This is a genomic window from Flavobacterium sp. Root901, from assembly GCF_001429765.1.
Classification (GTDB): Bacteria; Bacteroidota; Bacteroidia; order Flavobacteriales; family Flavobacteriaceae; genus Flavobacterium.
Genome location: NZ_LMJB01000007.1, coordinates 486,428 through 505,921 on the forward strand (window position 1 = coordinate 486,428; position 19,494 = coordinate 505,921).

9 protein-coding genes are annotated in these 19,494 nt (G+C 35.7%); all 9 read right to left on the reverse strand.

Annotation, left to right across the window (positions count from 1 at the left end; genetic code table 11):
- Positions 1–16: 16 nt before the first annotated feature.
- The 9 genes from ASE21_RS15305 to ASE21_RS15345 all read right to left on the reverse strand — a co-directional run bounded on the left by ASE21_RS15305 (position 17) and on the right by ASE21_RS15345 (position 19,436).
- The gene (locus ASE21_RS15305; protein WP_057123555.1) at positions 17–4,120 is read right to left on the reverse strand and encodes a DUF5977 domain-containing protein; all 4,104 of its coding nucleotides are present in this window, start codon (positions 4,118–4,120) and stop codon (positions 17–19) included.
- A 657-nt stretch (positions 4,121–4,777) separates the two neighbouring features.
- Complete coding sequence (locus ASE21_RS15310) at positions 4,778–5,683, reverse strand: carbohydrate kinase family protein (protein WP_057123556.1); 906 nt, start codon at positions 5,681–5,683, stop codon at positions 4,778–4,780.
- Positions 5,684–5,706: 23 nt separating this feature from the next.
- Entirely contained in the window at positions 5,707–7,278 is a 1,572-nt protein-coding gene (locus ASE21_RS15315; protein ID WP_057123557.1) for a glycoside hydrolase family 32 protein, read from the reverse strand.
- Positions 7,279–7,284: 6 nt separating this feature from the next.
- Complete coding sequence (locus tag ASE21_RS15320) at positions 7,285–8,682, reverse strand: DUF4960 domain-containing protein (RefSeq protein WP_057123558.1); 1,398 nt, start codon at positions 8,680–8,682, stop codon at positions 7,285–7,287.
- A 20-nt stretch (positions 8,683–8,702) separates the two neighbouring features.
- The gene (locus ASE21_RS15325) at positions 8,703–10,394 is read right to left on the reverse strand and encodes a RagB/SusD family nutrient uptake outer membrane protein (RefSeq protein ID WP_057123559.1); all 1,692 of its coding nucleotides are present in this window, start codon (positions 10,392–10,394) and stop codon (positions 8,703–8,705) included.
- Between the two features lie 21 nt (positions 10,395–10,415).
- Positions 10,416–13,520 carry a SusC/RagA family TonB-linked outer membrane protein gene (locus ASE21_RS15330; RefSeq protein ID WP_057123560.1) on the reverse strand — a complete coding sequence of 1,035 codons (3,105 nt, stop codon included), beginning with the start codon at positions 13,518–13,520 and terminating at the stop codon, positions 10,416–10,418.
- Between the two features lie 18 nt (positions 13,521–13,538).
- Positions 13,539–15,146 carry a glycoside hydrolase family 32 protein gene (locus ASE21_RS15335; protein ID WP_057123561.1) on the reverse strand — a complete coding sequence of 536 codons (1,608 nt, stop codon included), beginning with the start codon at positions 15,144–15,146 and terminating at the stop codon, positions 13,539–13,541.
- Positions 15,109–16,467: a sugar porter family MFS transporter gene (locus ASE21_RS15340; protein WP_057123562.1), complete on the reverse strand. Its 1,359-nt coding sequence runs from the start codon at positions 16,465–16,467 to the stop codon at positions 15,109–15,111. The genes ASE21_RS15335 and ASE21_RS15340 overlap by 38 nt, the downstream gene beginning before the upstream one ends.
- 230 nt (positions 16,468–16,697) lie before the next feature.
- Positions 16,698–19,436 carry a substrate-binding domain-containing protein gene (locus tag ASE21_RS15345; RefSeq protein WP_057123601.1) on the reverse strand — a complete coding sequence of 913 codons (2,739 nt, stop codon included), beginning with the start codon at positions 19,434–19,436 and terminating at the stop codon, positions 16,698–16,700.
- Between the last annotated feature and the right edge of the window lie 58 nt (positions 19,437–19,494).

Here is a 19,494-nt window from a genome sequence, read left to right on the forward strand (position 1 = left end):
TTTTTACTAGTGATTATTAATTTTTCCATATTGTAACCAGCTGAACACTCTGGACAGGAGCCGGCAGTACGAAAGAGCCGGTTTTAGAAAGCTGTCCAGGGGCCATATTGATCTCAACAATTCTAGGCTCCACATTATAACCATCTGCAAATACAAGATTAAAACGAAGCGTATAACCCGTAGGATTAGAAACCGCTTTAGCCACAATAGCGAGAGTTTTACTCGCCGATATCCATCCATACTGATAGGTAATCACCTGGGTACAGGTACCGTTCAGATTAGCATTTGCCAGACCGTCAGCATTAAATTTGGCAAGTCCCGCCTCATCTGCCGCTGCCTGGGTATTCCCGGTTGCCGCACCTGCAGGCTGGCTGTAAAATACTCCCGAACCATATTGTCCTTCAGGACAATTTTGTCTGTAAAAGGTATTACTGTAGGCAATACTGTTATATAAGCAGGCTCCCATTAAATTTGCATATTGACGGCCGGCCGACAAGAATTTATCATGACCTAGTTTATCGGCGTCAGCCTGTGAAATGGTTGATGTTACCGCTCCTGCAGCCTGACTGTATACCACGCTCGAACCGACTGCACCTGAAGGACAGCCCCCTTTTGTAAAGCTGCCGCTTTCAGCGGGACTGCTGTAGGTACAGCTTCCCAAATTATTGGCATTGGCCTGTCCGCTGGTATTAAACAGCGCAAGACCTTTTGCATCTGCATCTGCCTGAGAAATGGTTGAAGTAGCAGCACCTGCAGCCTGGCTGTAAGCCACAACAGATCCAGTTCCTGTACCGCAATTGTTTCTTGTGAAAGATCCGCTTCTGGCCGCACTGTTAAAAAAACATGTCCCAGCTGCATTGGCATTGGCCTGGCCGTTAGTGTTAAACAGCGTAAGACCTTTTGCATCTGCATCTGCCTGGGAAATAGTCGAAGTAACAGCACCTGAAGCCTGGCTGTAAGCCACACTGGATCCCACTGCACCTGCGGCGCAGTTGTTTTTTATGAAAGATGCGCTTCTGGCTGCACTTTTATATATTACTGCATATGGATCAGCAGCAGAGCAGTCAACCAGTCTGTCCTTAAATCCATAGCAGTATCTCTGAAGAACATTTAAATTACTGTCTTTTACCAATGAAAGTCTTCCAAAAATATCATACTCATAATACGTAGTAAGACCTTTTGGATCAGTTATGCTCGTCACACCTACAAGAGGAAGATATGTATAACTGTACATCATCGCATCTGACATCAAAACACTGCCCCTTAATCCATTAACAGCAGGCAAATTTACCTCACTGTAACTGTCTAAAGCTGTGGTCGATATTCCGAGTGCTGAAGCAGTCTGTAAGTAAGTAGCATTTTCAATCTTGGCAATTATTCTAGTTTTATTATATCCCCATAAAAAAGTCGTATAAGCTCCATATTTATTGTGATATTGTATAATATTGCCTCTGCTGTCATATAAATCCACAACTTTATCCAGTTCATACTGATTTGTGGATTTTGCTTTTTGGGAACTGACCATCATTTCTCGAAACTGTCCATTTAACTGCTGTAATGCATAGACACTCTTCTGACTGGAAATAATTTCATTATCTCTTGACACAATTGTTTCCAGCACCGGTATGAAATTTTTAGCAAGCATACCAGTTTCTAAACTTCCTGAATAATCAAAGGGATATTTAAAATTAACTGATTTTGTATAATCTCCGAGTGTACTTTTTTCACTCTGAAGATAAGTGCTTCCAAAAAATGCAGAATTTTCAGGATAAGTTTTATATTCCCATGTGGTTCCAATACTCAGGTTTTTATTCAAATAATTTATTTCCTGCGAAGAAGTCATCTTAAAATCTGAGTATTCTTTTTCATATGCATTTCCAGCATACACCATTTCAAAAATATTGGGACAGCATGGACAAATGAAGTTATAATCAAATCCTCTTGATTTGCCGCTGCCAATACTTTGATAAACATTTATCTGCTCTTTAAGTTTTGTTTTCTGTTCGTTAAAGAAAATCAGTCTTTTTAGTTTCCCCCTTTTAAAATCGTTTGAGTTCTTTTCATCAAAAATACTATGGCTGTATGATAATGTCTTGGTATAAGGCATATCTGGATATTCATTGTATGAATTATACTGATATTCTTTATAGCCGTTTCCGTTTTCAATTTCAAAAACCTTTGAATAAGCAATGTGGCCTCCTGAGAAATTCGATAAAGGCACCAGGTTATTGATGCTAAAATTTTTTTCCAAATAAACACTCTGATCCTCTGTATAAGTACGCCACTCAACATAATACCTGTTTTTTAGCGAAAGAATTCCACTTGATACACTAGAAGCAATATCTGTTGTATACTTAAAAGTTTTTACATTATTTTTTACACCGTCAAAATTTGTGACCTGCTGAATTCTCAAACCGCCGGCAATATCATTTTCAGAAGCCAGTTCTAATTTATCGTTAACGTAAGATGAGTACGAATGGGGTTCAAATTTAAATTCTGTATATCCGCCTGTAGGATAGACAACCTTTTTCAGGCTTCCAATCTGTAGAAAATCCGCATCAGGTTTTCTTGTGTCATAATGCAGTGCATACTTATCAGATTCATTAACACTGAAAAAAGAATTACTGTATTTGGTCCCTTTATAGTAGCCCCAGTGGTCTATTGCCCTTGAAAGATAATAAGGAAGCTCGTCAAAGCTGTTGTATTCAAATTTATAAGAATTCTCAGGCCTCCAGCTGCCATTTACATAAGTCCCGTTTTCTACCGCTAAAAGGTTTAAACGTTCATTAAGGTTAGTATTTCTAATTAGTTTTGTATATTTTGTAGATGCCTTGTCACTAATCGTTATTGCATCTAACTGGGCTAGCTTTACCTTATTCAATAAATAGGCAAGCCCAAATCCATTGCCTTTTTCGTCCGTTAAAGGCAGCATCTTATCGTTTGCATCATGCACAAGCAGATAAAAATCCCTTTCATAAGAATTTGATGACGGATCATAGGCCGAGGACCATTCAAACATCTTATCTCTTAGGACATTATCTTCATCGTCTGGCGTATAATATTTAAAATTGGAGGTACTTCGGGAAAAATTTACTGTTACACCACCCAAAGTAGTTATTTTCTTTAAATAACTAGGAACTAAAAGACTGGCACCAACAGTATTTGATCTCACAGATGCATTGACACATTCATTAAGGAAAGTTAAAAAGCTGTCATTTTTATATTTCTGCCGTTTGGAGAACATCTGATTTAAATAAAAATATGCCTGATAGTCGCCTCTATCATATTCAAATGTATATACCTGATTCCCTAGCCTGTCTATAACACCAGTTAAATACCATGCAGTAGCGGCTGTTAAAGATCCTGAATAATCAAAGAGATTATTGTGTGTATATTCAATAGAATTAGCAGTATTTCCAAAAACATATTTATTCCCCTGCTCATCGGTAATAGTAATTTTTCCTATAGATTTAGGCGGTACAGCATTATTGTAGCAGGACATACAGTGTGTTGTTCTTCCCAGCGTGAGAACATTATCAGACATATTGATTTCTACTGTTAAATTACTGTCGGACTTAACCTTCCAAGTCCCATCATGATTTAAAAAGAATGTACCGGTATTTCCTAAAAAATTAAAAGTAAATACATCAGGTTCAAAATCATGCTGTGTATTTGGAACTAAATTTTTCAGATAATTTGTATCAGTCCAGTTAGCTGCGTTCAGCGCATTAAAATTATACAAATAACCTTTTTGCGCTAAAGGGAAATTTGCCCAGGACGAGTCAAAAAATAATTCGTCTACCGCTTTACCTTTCATCGTCCTTACAATGACACCTCCCGCTTCCATATTCCAGTTCTGTCCGATCCAGCTCGGCAGCTCATTAACTTTAACACCCCCTGTATCATAATTTAAGGAGAGGTTTAATGGTATATTATTCTCATTTAGTGAAAAAATTGGGACGCTGACGTTAACTTTTCCTGTATAATTACTTACTGGCACGTCGCCAAATTTTCCCAGTGAAGCTGCATTTGGAGTGGCGACGTTCTGCGGGATTTTTACATTTTGTCCATGGAGTAAAATACCATAGACACTCAGTAAAATGAGTAGTGGTTTCTTCATGTTTTAACTTTTCTTTTTTTAATCAGCTGATTAACAGCAATTATAAAAAGCGCTTAGTACGCTTTAATTTTGCGCAATATTATAACAAAAAACCGCTGGAATATTATAAATATTAACAAATATTAACTTTATAAAATTAAGAACAATTAAGTACTTCATGATGAATAGGTTGCCAGAAAAAAAAATATGTATTAAAAAAAACTCTGCTCATTTTTAGCTCAGATACAATCAACAAACCATTTTTTGCAGTCATAGAAATTACCATGAAGCATAAAGCTTTCTCTTCAATAAAAAAAATTGTTATATCTCCAAATAAGTCAACTTATTTTAGCACGAGATAATTGGACTTGATACCTTTTTTGCCACCAAAAATCCAAGGCGAATTTTATTGATGTTTCACGTGTTTAAGTTTTGTGGCAGAATCATGGCACATCGAATTTTAAAAATTAAAAACTCAGCGAAATCAAGGCCTGACATTTTTAGGTTCGAATGGGGATGTAATCTATAAAGATTATGAATATTTGTTAAACCAGATAAAAACTGTGGCACATTTTACAAAAAGCCCAATATCTTATTTTATGATATAGGGCTTAACTTCAAAAAACACATCTATTCGAAGCAATCGAATAATATGAATGTTTAATTCGAGAACAAAAATTAAATTTTAATCCCCAATACTAAATTTTCAATTTTAGAATATGGAATTTCCGGGCTTGCTCCTGGAGCTTCGGCTACCAATGCTCCAACTGCACAAGCAAAATCAATTGCTTTTTGCGGTTCTTTTCCAGTAAGTAATGAAGTGATTAAAGCTGCTAAAAATGAATCTCCTGCTCCTACTGTATCGGCAACTTCAACAGGATACCCTGCATTTTCAAAGATCTGGCCATTCCACATCAATAATGCTCCATGTTTGCCTCTCGTGACGCACATATCCGTTATTTTTGTTCTTTCTGCAATGAAGTTCATATTCTCTTCTAAACTTGTAAAGGGTGAATCCATAGCTGCCGTAATTTCTAACAATTCTTCATCATTAAACTTTACAAAATCTGCCGAGAACATTAATTGCTCCAGCATTTCATACGAATAATACGGTTTTCTTAAATTAACATCAAAAACTTTATAGGCTTTTGTCTGCAGTAATTCTTTCAAAGATTCCGTTGAAACCTTATCTCTGCAAGCTAGACTTCCATAAATTAGGACATCGGCATCCAATGCTTTTTTCTTTGCAAAATCATTTAGTACGATCTTATCCCAAGCCGATGGATAACTGATTTCATAACTTGCAGATCCGCGTTCGTTTACGGTTACGTTTACCAAACCCGTTGGAAATTCCTCGGATTTAATAATTGCAGCTGTTTCAAGACCTAAACTTTTTACCTGATCTATAATTGCCTTTCCATCTTCATCATTCCCTACACAGCTAATCATTGCTACTTCGCAGCCTAGTGTTTTCATGCGCAGTGCTACATTGAGTGGTGCGCCGCCAATCTTTTTTTTATTGGCAAAAACATCCCAAAGCACTTCTCCGTAGGCCGCCGCCTTAAGGTTTTTTCCGTTATTCATTCTAAAAGTATTTTATATTAATGTTATTCTTGTTTTGTAATCTGAAGATTAGAAAAAGTACTATTTTGACCTTCCGCAATCAATCCCCATTTGTTTTGATCTCTTCCGTAAATTCGATTTGTTAAAGCAGTTTTTCCGTTAAAGTAAAGTACTACAACGCTTCCTTCGATAATTATTTCAATATTATATTTGGTATTGGTCTGAAATTGAAATGGTATGCTCGTTACTTCTTGTGCAGCAGAATTATAGCCTGTAACTATACCTTTTGCTAGATCAAAAACAATCTTATAATAACTACCGGTATCATTGGTATGGAAAACAAATCCTGTAGTTCCTGCATCATTTGAGAATGTAACTTCTACTTTTAGTTTGGCTTTTTTACCTAAAGCCTTAAAAGTCGCCATTGCTTTATCTGTTGTGCTTGATAAAGTATAACTTCCATTATTTGCTGTCACATTTGCTGTCATTGCATCAACTTCGAGATTAACGCTTTTTTTAGAAAATAAATCTTTAACAGACTGCGGTGCCTGAGCTAATAATGTTCCATCGATATTTTGACTGAGTTCATGAATCACCATATTGCCCGCCCAATCTTTATTCCCTAAATCATTTTCGGGTGTTTTTCTGGCATTCCATCCAAAAACATATCTTTTATTTCCATCTGAAGCGGTTTTACCTGCGTAAAAATATTCTCCGTCGATCCTATCATTTTCAGGCTTGATCCAAGGTCCGTTCATAGAAGCAGCCATTCTGTAATGTGTTCCTTTATTAGCACTCCAGTTTTCAGAAAAAATCAGATACCAATAATTCCCCATTTTAAAGATATCGGCACATTCCATCATCAAATAATTATCTTGTGGTGTTGTCGTATAAATTGGGGTTTGAACATCCCATTTTCCTGATGCCGGATCAGCAGTTGTAAAATGAAGTAAAACGGCTTTTCTGCCTGGCTCTGTCTGTGTACTAACCAACATTGAGTACTTTTTTAACTCATCATTATAAAAAACATGCGGATCTCTGAAATCATAATTATAATATCCTGCCGGTGCTGTAATTTTAAAAGCAGGCAGTTTAGTCCAATTTTTCAAATCAGAACTTGTAGCACACAAAACACTTTCCCTGGCATTTGATTGTACAAAAGCCGGAGTTTCATTATGTCCTGTGTAATAAAAATAATAAAGAGAACCCGCTTTTACAACTGATCCTGTGCCAATGGCAAAATCAGGATCGTTAGTTTTTCCGTATGGAATCATTTGCCCTTCGTAGGTAAAATGAGCCAAATCAGTACTTAAATATTCATGGATATCATGAAAACCTTTCCCTGCAGGTTTATTCTGTGCGTCGTGAAGGAAATAAATATGGAATTTTCCACTATCGAAAAAAGGCATAATATCTCCTGTATAGCCCGCGCTGTAATACGGATCATTTGCCCCCATCCATTGTGAGGGCGGAACAGGAAAAATGCTTGTTATCTCAGCATTTCCTCCTGAAATAGAACCTCCAATATAGGTATCATCCTGACTGCAGGAAATAAGCGAAAAGAAAAGGGAAACTATGGTTATTATATTGCTATATTTCATTTTTGTTGATTTCATGATAGATTAATTTTTAGCCAAATAGTTGATACTATTTTGCGTTAAAAGCTTGATATTACCTATAAATCCATTTGACTGGCTTGGAACACCGCTACTGCTGGTTTCATTATACCAATCATAAGCCCCCATCGAAATCACGATTACGTTTTTATTAGTTCCTGTATTTGGGAATTCGGCAATGGTAACTCTTCCATCAAGATTATTATCCCAAGCTTCACTCGCTAAGTTGGTTCCTCCTGTTTGATTTCTCCAGCCTTCTCCATTAACATAGCCACCCCATTCTGGTACAAACCACCATGCAGTATGATTTAATCTAAAAGTGCCGCTTTGCAATAAATTTGCTTTTCCTGTTTCATAGGTTGTCAATCCTTCAAAAATTGGATGATTCTCATGTCCTAAAAAAGACATTCCCCAAGAGTTTCCATCTACAAATCCATTTGGCGGGAAATCTCCAAAAACATTATTCGGCCCTTTTCCTGAAGGAACAATTCCTAATGCATCTACATATTGTGAAGCAAAAGAAGTTAAAAGTAAATTTCCTCCGTTAGTTCTAAAATTCTTTAAAGCCGCAGTAACTGCAGGTTTATAGGCAATTGCTGGTAAATTAGCTGCAGAATCAAAATGCCACCAAATTACATCAACATCACTTAGATAAGCACCATTTTGAATATTGTCAAACGAAATGTATCTCGCTCCGCTAAAAGTGGAGAAGAACCAATCGGCAGCAGTAATTTCATCCAGATTTGTAATTTCGGATCTTGTTGCGGCAGTTCCTAAAAAAGCAACAACTAAACCTGTTACCGGAACCCCGACATTAGCAGTGTAATTCACACTTTTTCCATTAGAGGTTATTACAAAAGTCACTGCGTTTGTAAAATCAACTACCGCACCGGAGGCAGGCGAAATAGCAACACCTTCTGTTACTTCGATAATCGGTTTTAAAGCGGTTAAATTAGTGCCTTCCGGTAAGGTCATGGTAATGGTTTTATTACCATCGTTTACCGTTGCTGCAACTCCATTAATAGTAAAACTCTTAATTGGGCTCAAAACTACTGTCGTAACGGTGTAGTCTTTGTACAAATTGCCATTTGTAACTCTAAACTTTACAGGATTTGTAAAATTAGCCGGAGCTGTCACATCCAGATTTGATGTTGCACCTTGTTCAAGTATCATTTCAGGTTTTACTGCTGTGATGTCAGATCCATAAGGCAACGTGATATTAATCTTTCCTGTTTTCTGATCAATTTGACCCGCTGCCCCATTTATTTTAAAAGAAGTAACATTTGATGGTGAATTCACATCAAAACCGTCATTTTCAAAGCTGTTTTCGCAGGCCGTAATTGTAAAAAGCGCCGCCAGTATCAAAGACACTCTGGTCCAATTTTTATATATAAATTTTCTCATGTTGATGTTCTTAAAATAGATTAATAGCCTGGATTTTGTTTGTATAATCCCTGACTGAAATTAATTTGTTTCAACGGAATTGGACAATACTCTTCTTTATGTGCATCAAAAAAGGCATCCTGATAATAGGTGCGTTTTGTTTTTTCCTCTGCATAAAAATCATTCATTACCTGATCTGTAACGCCCCATCGAACAAGGTCAAAAAAACGGTTTCCTTCCATAGCGAGTTCTAAACGACGCTCCCAACGCAAGGCTTTACGGGCAAAATCCTGTGTCCAATTACAATTAACTCCGTCAACATAAGTGTTGATTTTAAAATTCTTCACATAAGGAAGTCTTCCAGTACTCTGAGCCGCTCTTTCTCTAATTTGATTGATTAATGGCAACGCCTCTGAATGTCTTCCTAATTCAATTAAAGCTTCGGCGCGCATCAAAATCACATCAGCATAACGAATCTGGATTCTGTTTTTTGAATTCCCGTAAAACGGATCAATATTTACCACACAGCTGCAGCTTGGCGCCACATTTTCTTTTAATGAAGCAAAATAACCGTAGGTTCCCGGAGATCTAACCCAAGCCTCGACGTATAGAAATTCAGGATCATATTTATATGGTAATCCCGGCATTGCAACGGTGTGATACAATCTTGGGTCAACTGTATTGGCGTCAATATTTTTATAATCAAAATCATTGTCGTTATAAGTATCAAATTCCGGTAAACCATTTGTGCTTGTTTTAAAAGCATTCACTAAATTTTGACTTGGTTTATGAAAATCACAGCATCCTAAACCTTGTGGAGTTGAAAGTACATCTGAAAAATTCAATCTTCCGTATAAAGTTCCGTCATTGTCTGAGAACTGAATTGAGAAAATAGATTCAGGCCCGTTTTCATATGTTCCAGGTAAAAAATTATTGGCAAAATCAGGCTCCAGACTTGCTTTTCCAATTACTTTGTCTGTCGCTGCAATTACTTCCTGTAAATGCTGCTGGTTGATTCCTGTAACTTTATAAGTTTCATCTTGCGTATAAGCCTGATACAAGCGTGTTTTTGCCAGATAAGCGTATGCTGCTTTTTTAGTCGCACGGCCTACTTGTGGTTGAGCTTCCGGCAAACCATCGGCTGCGGCTTGAAAATCTTCTGCAATTTTGTTCCAAAGCTCTTCGTTTGAAAGTGCTTTGTTGGAAATCGTTTTATATTCTTCTACCGGAATATCTTCTGTGATATAAGGAACATTTCTGAACATAATTTTTAGCATAAAATAAAAATGTCCTCTTAAAAAACGCATTTCAGCAATACGTGTTTTCTTTAGCGGATAATCTGCATCTGAAATTTGTTCTAATGCTTTCAAAGCTTTATTGGCTCTGGAAATGCCCACATAACTGATGTACCAAAAAGAGTCCAATTCGCCAAAATCAGATCTGATATTGTTTGAAACTTCAAAAAAGTGAAAATCCTGAATATCATTGGTACCGCTTCCGCCTTTGTAAGCATCATCAGATCGTACGTTTCCAAACGGCCACAAGCTGTATGGGGAATCGTAGTGGTCGTTTCCTAATTGTGCGTAAGCCGCATTCATAAATCCTTCTATTGATTGTGGTGTTACAATATCTTCTTCTGATAACACACCTCGAGGATCATTTTCAAGAAAATCTGAGCAGGAAGCAAATATCCCCAGTACCAAAAACCCTGTTATATATAGTATCTTTTTCATGTTTTTTGATTTAATCTTTTATTATAAAGTAAAATTAAGACCTGCTGTAAAAGTCGTTGGCTGCGGATATCCAAATCCTGCATTCTCAGGATCAACCCCTGTGAAACTCTTAGCATCAATGATCAATAAATTTTGTCCGCTGATGTAGAATCTAAAGCTTTCAAAATTGATTTTTTTCAATAAATCTTTTGGTAAACTGTATCCAAATTGCAAAACACGCAGTTTAAGATAATCTCCTTTTTCTACATAATAAGTTGAAAATCTTGATTCGGCATTTCTATCAACAGTCGTTAAGGCCGGAATAGTAGAATTTGGATTATCCAATGACCATGCATTAAGCAAACGGGTCCCTTTATTAGATCCTACATCGTCAACACTCCAAAAATCAGTCTGATACTTGGTATTATTGATTACATCAACATCACTAGCTCCTTCCCAGAAAGTAGTAAAATCCCAATTTTTGTATCCTAAACTTAGATTAATTCCATATGTCAATCCCGGATTTGGATTTCCTATCCACGTACGATCTTTGTCTGTAATGACTCCATCTCCATTTAAATCTTTATAACGAATTCTGCCAAGGCCTTTTCCTTCCTGAGCAGCCGAGCTGCTTACTTCGTCCTGACTTTTGAACAATCCGTCAGTAACATAACCGTACATAGAGTTAATGGGACGTCCCAGAATATTATCGTTTAGTCCGTCTCCTCCATAATTATTTTTTACCTCATCCGGTAATTGTGTAATCTTATTTTTATTTGCCGAAATATTTCCAGAGATATCATATTTCAATCCAAATGAGGTTTCATCGTGGTATCCTAAAGAAAATTCCCATCCTTTATTTTCCATTGAAGCTCCGTTTACCCAGCGATTTCCGCCCTCTCCGATAACTCCTAAATAAGGTGGCAATACCAAAATATCATCTGTTTTTTTGATGTAATAATCTACAGATCCGCTTAGTTTTTGTTTGAATAAACCAAAGTCTAAACCAATGTTGGTTTGCGTTGTAGTTTCCCATTTCAAATCATCATTTCCTGATTGTGTTGCAATAAACCCAGACGGAAGCAGTCCATTTCCGTTTCCTGCAATATCGTAAGCCGTTCCGTAAGAAGTTGCCCAAGTTGGACTTCCGCCAGCATAACTTGCCAGATAAAGGGAGTAAACTGCTGTATTGCTGATTTCCTGATTCCCAGTTTGTCCCCAACCTGCTCTTAATTTTAAATCAGAAAAGACAGGAGCATTATTTTTAATAAAGTTCTCGTTGCTTATCCTCCATCCGGCCGAAACAGCAGGAAAAGTTCCAAATTGATTGTTTTTTCCAAATCTTGAAGAGCCATCACGGCGAATTGTAGCCGAAACCAAATAACGATTGTCAAACTCATAATCTGCTTTTCCAAAATAAGAAAGCAGTGAATATACCGTTGAAGTTCCGCTTGTAAACGATTCACCTGTTCCTGCATCAGGATACATATAATCCGGTGTTTCGATCAAAAAGTCATTTTTACGCAAAGTTGTTGTGTCAAAAACGTCTTTATACATCTCGGTTCCTGCCATTAAATTCAAGTTGCTTTTTCCGAAATTCAAGCTATATATTGCCGTATTAGTCCACGTCCATCTGTCACTTAGCGATTGATCAATCGTAACAGAGGTCTGATCGTTTTGCAGATATCCTGACTTATAACTTCTTTGCAGCGTACGTTTTTTATAAGATCCATAATCAATACCAAAACTACTTTTAATATGGAGGTTTTTAATGATTTCCAAATCTGCGTACGCATTACCAAACAGACGCAAATAATCGTATTTATTGTCTTTGTTATATTCTAAAAGACGTACCGGATTCTGTCTGTCGTTCATTCCTCCAACAGGTCCTCCCCAACCTATTCCGTCCACAGTATGCACGGGAATAATTGGCAAAGCTCTCAATGCAGGATCTAAAACGCCCGGGTCTGTTACTTCGTTTGTGCGGTTTAAACTGAAATTTTCTCCAATAACTAATTTTCCGTCGAAGTATTTATATGAACTGTTCATTCTCGCTGAAATTCTCTCAAAATCGGTAGTTTTTATAACACCTTCATTTCCGTAATAGCCCAATGAAAAAACATAATTTCCTTTATCAGAAGCATTTGAAACCGATAAGTCATAAGAATTGGCAATTCCGGTTTGAGAGACAGCATCGTACCAATCGGTATTTGAAGCTTTTAACGTTTGTTCTATATCCAAATATTCAGGAACTAGAACTTTATTCAGTTGCGGTTTATTGTTATTTACTGACCAATCAAACTGATAACGTAAATTATTGTTATTCGGATTTAGACCGTCGTTAATATTTGCCTGCCAAAGAGCCTGTCCAAACTGATTAGCATTTAAAACATTTAGTTTTCTCGAGTAGTCAGAAAAAGAAGCATACGTACTAAAATTGATTCTCATTTTACCTTCTTTTCCTTTTTTGGTTGTAATGATAATTACACCGTTTGAAGCTCGTGAACCATAAATACTAGCTGATGAAGCATCTTTCAGAACCTGGATTGTTTCAATATCATTTGGATTCAATTCATGCATTCCTGATTTTGTCGGCATTCCGTCAATTACATAAAGCGGATCAGTGTTGTTTAAAGTTCCTACACCGCGAATTACCACTTTTGTATTTCCTCCGCTTGGCGAACCATCTGAAGTCACTTTTACACCAGCAATTCTACCCTGTAACGCTTTTATTAGGTTTGGTTCCGGCTGTTTCATGACTTCCTTCATGTTTACAACAGCAACTGCTCCGGTAATATCTGTTTTCTTTTGTTTTGAATATCCTGTTACGACAACTTCATTAAGCTGATTGTTATCAGCTTTTAAAGTTACATTTAATGTTTTTTGGCCTTTTACGGAAATGGATTGTGGTGCATATCCAATAAAAGAAACAACAATTACAGCATCTGAATTTATATTCCCGAAAGAAAAATTTCCATCAAAATCTGTTACTGTACTGGTATTTGTACCCGAAATAAGTACGGTTGCTCCCGGAAGCGGCATTCCGTCGTCTGACGAAATTACCGTTCCTTTAATCCCACCTTCCTGCGCTGTCATTACCAGCATTGGAAAGAAGAAAAATAGAAAATAAATAATTTTACTTTTCATGAGGTTAGTGGTTTTTAGTTAGTTTATATTTAATTGGTTAATTACGAGGGTGCTCAGTTCAACTTCTTCATTTGAAGAAACTGAAAGAGAAGTAAATGGCTGGTTTGTAAAATAGATTTCGGTTATTACTTTTTCGCCATTATTGTAAAATATTTCTATAGATGTTTTGTCTAAAATGATTTTAAAAACAGCTTCTTTTTGATTTCCATCTAAAATTGCTTTGGTAATTGATGAAGCAAATTTTTCAGAGAAATCATTTTTTCCTGCTTTCGAACGGTCTACAAATAAATAATGCTCTGAATTATTAATCCCAAAAGTCAAAGATTCTCCAATTGCGTTTGAAAGTGTAAAAGTGTATGTATCCTGTTTTAAATTTTTTAAATTAAAATTGACAATTGCCTGAGTCAAATCGATTTTTCCTGCTTCAGGAATTGAAATTTTTCCTTTTCCTTTCAGACTCTTTTCTTTGATTGTCTTAGAAACATATTTATTGATTTCTTTTACAGGATTACTGATCAGACTATAATCATTTCCTTTTTTTATCAACTGAATTTCGCGGGCAATTGTAGTGCTGCTTCTCCATGCAAATGTTGGAACATCTTGCGCATATTCCCAATTAGACATCCATCCGATAAATAATCGGCGTCCGTCGGCATTGGGAACATTATTCCAGGTTACTCCGGCATAATTGTCTTTTCCGTAATCAATCCAAACCGCTTTTTCCTGTTCTACTCTTTTGGCAAAATTGGAATCTAATTTAAAAGTCGTTCCATCAAAATCTCCAATAAAATATTGCGTTCCTGAACCTCTGTTAGCGCCACCCGGATTTAAACTCTGAATTAACACCCATTTGGTTTCATTGGTTCCTTTAACTTTTATCGGAAAGAAATCCGGACATTCCCAAACACCTCCGTGAGCTCCGATATTATTTCCGAAATCAGATAAATATTCCCAGTTTTTAAGATCTTTAGATTTGTAAAACTGAGATCGGTCCTGAGCTGCTAAAACCAATATCCATTGTTTATGGGTTTCGTCCCAAGTTGCTTTTGGATCACGAAAATCACGAATTCCAGGGTTTTTCACGACAGGATTTCCTTCCTTAAATTTCTGCCATGTAAAACCATCGTCGTTCGAATAGGCAATATCCTGCTGCTCAACATCGATTTTGTTTTCTTTTTCTTTTGTCATATCATGCAGCGTATAAATCGCTACAATTGGAGCTGTTTTACCAGTACCTAAACCTGAAGTATTATTTACATCAACAACAGCACTGCCGGAAAAAATATATTTGTCATTTTCCGGATAAATGGCAATAGACTGCTCTTCCCATTTTACCAAGTCTTTGCTAATTGCATGTCCCCAATGCATTGGTCCCCATTTATTTCCGTCAGGATAATACTGATAGAATAAATGATAATATCCGTTTGCATAAAACATTCCGTTTGGATCATTCATCCAGCCTTTTTTTGGCGTAAAATGAAAATGAGGACGGTACATTTTTTCTTCTGCAGCTGTTGAAACTGCCGCTTCTGTTTTTTGAGCCACAGCCGAATATGGTTTACAGCCTGCTATTGAAAGTACGAGTGCACTATAAAATGTCAGCGATAGATGTTTCTTTGATTTCATTTTTTTTGATATTTTTTTTGGTTAGATTTTCACTTAATACTTCCAAAGAAATTCCTTTAGTTTCCGGCATTATAAAAATTACAAACAGTAATTGTAATACCATCATAAGCGTAAAAATTAAGAACACAACATCAGGTCCAATTTCTGAGAATAACATTGGAATTAAAGATGGAATAATTGCTGCCAAAACCCAATGTACCGAACTGCCAAAAGCTTGTCCTGATGCACGAATGTGATTTGGAAAAATTTCTGAGATAAAAACCCAGATTACAGCTCCCTGGCCAATGGCGTGCGAAGCAATGAATAAGAAAAGGAAAATAGGCACAGATAATCCTCCCCAATTGAAATAAAACGAAGCCGAGACTAACCCCAAAGAAATAATATATCCGACAGAACCTATGTACATTAACAACTTTCTTCCTAATTTGTCAATTAATGCAACTCCGATTAAAGTAAATATAAGGTTTGTAATCCCGATTCCGATACTGCTTAATAAAGCTGTATTTTGTCCTAAACCTGCCTCTTCAAAAATTCTTGGGGCATAATACAAGAAGGCATTGATTCCAGAAAACTGATTAAAAAATGCAATTAAAAAAGCCAATATCAATGGAAAACGGTGTTTTTTCATGAAGATATTTTCATGTTTGGTGATTCCGTTTTCTCTTGAATCATCCATAATATCACTAAGATCTGCACTTGGATCGATTTTAAACAATACTTCACGCGCTTCTTCATCTCTGTTTTTAGATAATAGCCATCTTGGGCTTTCAGGAATTGTAAGTATGAAAAGAATATAAATAAAAGATGGAACAGCCTGAACTCCAATCATCCATCGCCAGGCATTTTCGCCAATGTCTTTTAAGAAGTAATTGGATATAAAGGCAATTAAAATTCCAAGTACTATATTAAACTGGTACAAAGCCACTAAGCGTCCTCGTTTGTCTGCCGGAGCAATTTCAGAGACATACGCCGGAGCAGCAATAGTTGAAGCCCCAACACCTAAACCTCCAATAAATCTAAAAGCAGCAAATACAAATGGATTATTTGCAAAAGCAGCACCTACAGCCGAAATGAAATACAAAATCCCAATCCAGAACAGTGTTTTTTTACGTCCCATTTTATTAGTTGGTATTCCTCCAAATATAGCACCTACAACTGTTCCCCATAGTGCCATTGCCATAACAACAGATCCATGAAAAGCATCAGATGAATGCCAGAGAAGCTGTAATTGTTTATCAGCTCCAGAAATAACTACGGTATCAAAACCGAATAGAAAACCTGCCAGTGCGGCAGTAACAGACCAAATCAATATCTTGTTCATTGTAGATGTATTAAAAACTTATCGCTAAGATATCCGCAAAAAAAACAACTTATTTTTAATGATGTTACAATTTAATTCTATAAATATTGATAGTTTGACATTCACATAACAAAAGCCTTATTTACAAGGCTTTGGATGATTTAAAATTTATTTACGAAAACCGTGTAGTTTCGATTTTGTTACATTAGGTTTAAAATTGATACCTGGTTTGTATCCATTTTAAACCAACATTAAGTAGACGATTTGTATTCCTTTGGTGAAATTCCAAATTTATTCTTAAAAGCTGTAGAAAAATAGTTTGGAGAAGAGAATCCAAGCGAGTATGCAATTTCTGAAATATTCATGTTGTTGGACTTTAAAAGCTCTGCCGCTTTCTCCAATTTTACATTATTAATATGATCACTGATATTGATTCCAATGATTGCTTTTACTTTTCGATACAACTGAACTCGTGAAACTCCCAATTTATCTGCTAAATCCTCAACAGAAAATTTAGGATTTTCAACATTCCTTGTAATGATATCATTCATTTTAGTAATAAATGACTGTTCTTGATTGCCAAATTTAGATTCTGGTTCGACGCGGTAAATATTATTGGTATAATAATAACGCAGCTTTTCTCTGTTGAAAAGCAAACTGGAAATAGATTGTTTTAAAATCGAAAGACTAAAGGGTTTTGTCAAATATTGATCAACACCACTCTGTAAACCTTTTAAAACAGATTCTTTAGTACTTTGTGCTGTTAAAATAATGATGGGAATATGTGATGAACGCAAATCCTTTTTCAGTTCTCTGCTAATTTCATATCCGTCTTTGTCAACCAGATTAATATCGCATATAATAATATCCGGAATGATTTCCATTGTTTTCTTAACAGCATCGCTTCCATCTGAAGTATAAACTACGTACTCACTGGATAATTTGGCTTTTAAAAAAGCAACCAAATCTATATTGTCTTCTATAACTAAAAGTGTATGCTTTTCTGACTTAGAGGTTACAATTTCCTGATTTAAATCTGTTTCTATATCTAAATTATCCGATATTAGATTTGGCGTTTTATTTAAATTTTCCGCTTTATTTATGATTTCAGAAGGCTGTAAATGACTGTTTCCTTTTAATAACGTAATTACAAACTCACTTCCTTGCTTTGATTTTAATTCTAGTGTTCCCTGATGCAAAAGCACAAATTCTTTTGAGAGATGAAGTCCAATTCCTGAACTGTTTTTGTTGTTATTTGAAGCTCTGAAAAAAGGATTAAATACATTCGACAATTCATTTTCAGGTATTCCGATTCCGGAATCTTTGAAACTAATCCGCACTGTATTATCTTGATTTTCAAAAATCGAAATACTAATTTTACCGTTATCAGGAGTAAATTTGAATGCATTTGAAAGCAAATTGAAATATACTTTATCCATCAATCCCTTATCGATAAATAATTCCAGATTTTTGTTTTTACAAATAAGCTGAAAATCAATATTCCTTCGGGCAGCTTCGCCTTTAAAGTTGGTCATTACTTCGTTTGTAAAATCATAGATTTTAGTATTTGAAGCTCTTAGTGTAAATTTTTGTTCTTCAATTTTTCTAAAATCCAGCAATTGATTTATTAATCTGAGTAATCGGTTTGAATTTTTATGAATTATTTTTACTTCATCAATAAGTGCCGTTCCTTTAATTTTTTCATTTTCAATCAGCGATTCTACATAACTCATAATAAGTGTTATGGGCGTTTTAAATTCATGTGAAAGTCCGGTAAAGAAATTCAATTTTGCTTCGTTGCTTCTTTGGGCAATTTGAGCCATTTCCTGAATTTCATTATTCTGATCAATTACAGTTTGATTGATTCTTTCGAGTTGTTTTTTCTTTCTTGAGATAGAAATAGTCGAATAAATACTGTAAATCGTCAAACTCAAAATAATTACCAGAAAAAAACTCAGCAGCCGAACCAGATTATTCTGCGAAGCATATTCTCTTTCCTGTACTTTTATTGCTCCTTGCTGTGATTCAATAACAGATTGCTGCTGATCAACTTTATCCATCTGGTTTTCGATAATCTCAGCATTGTTCTTGTCTATCACAATGGTACTGAGAATATTATTTTTTGAGACTGGTTCTTTATTATACATTTTCAAAGCCAGTTTTAAGGCTTCATTTCCTCCTGTAGGATATAGAATAGTTCCGTCCAGAACACCGCTTTTTACTAATTCTATACCTCCGTTAACAGTATTTAATCCGTCAACACCAATAAATTTAATTTTCTTTTCTAAGCCTAACGTTTTCGCAGTTTCCCAGGCACTTAAAGCCATACGATCATTATGGGCAAAAATGTATTCAATATTGGGATTTTGTTGAAGAACAGCTTTTAAAGGTATTTTTACTGATTCTTTTTCCCAATCGCCCTGAATTGTATTTACAATCTTAAAACGTTTGTTTTCGTTTACAATTTGATTAAAGCCCATGCTTCTTTCATAAGCCGGAGAAGATCCGTATGCGCCGGTAATTTCTATAATTTTACCAGAATTTTTACTGTGCGAAATGATATAACGCGCGGCTATCCGACCGATTTCTATATTATCAGCTCCAAGATAAGCAGTGTAATTTTCGCCATCAATTTTTCGATCTACAATAAGTACTGGTATTCCTGCTTTTAGTGATTTTTCAACAACGGCAGTTAAAGGTTTAGATTGAATTGGAGATACAATAATAATATCTGCTTTATTAGAAATAAATCGTTCAATATCTTCAATCTGTTTGTTTATATTATTATTGGCATCACTAATTTTTAAATCAACTTCAGGTCGTAAAGAAGCTTCAATCTTTATAGAACTGTTCATTTGCTTACGCCAGTCGTCAGTTGTCATAGCCTGAGAAAATCCTACTTTTATTTTATCTCCCTGTTTTTGTTTACAAGAAACCAGACTAAATGATGCAAAAAAAAGCACCATAATATATTTTACAGATTTATGCATAAAATTTTTAGTTATGTAAATAAAAAAATAAGCACCCAAAAATGCCTCTTTAATCAAA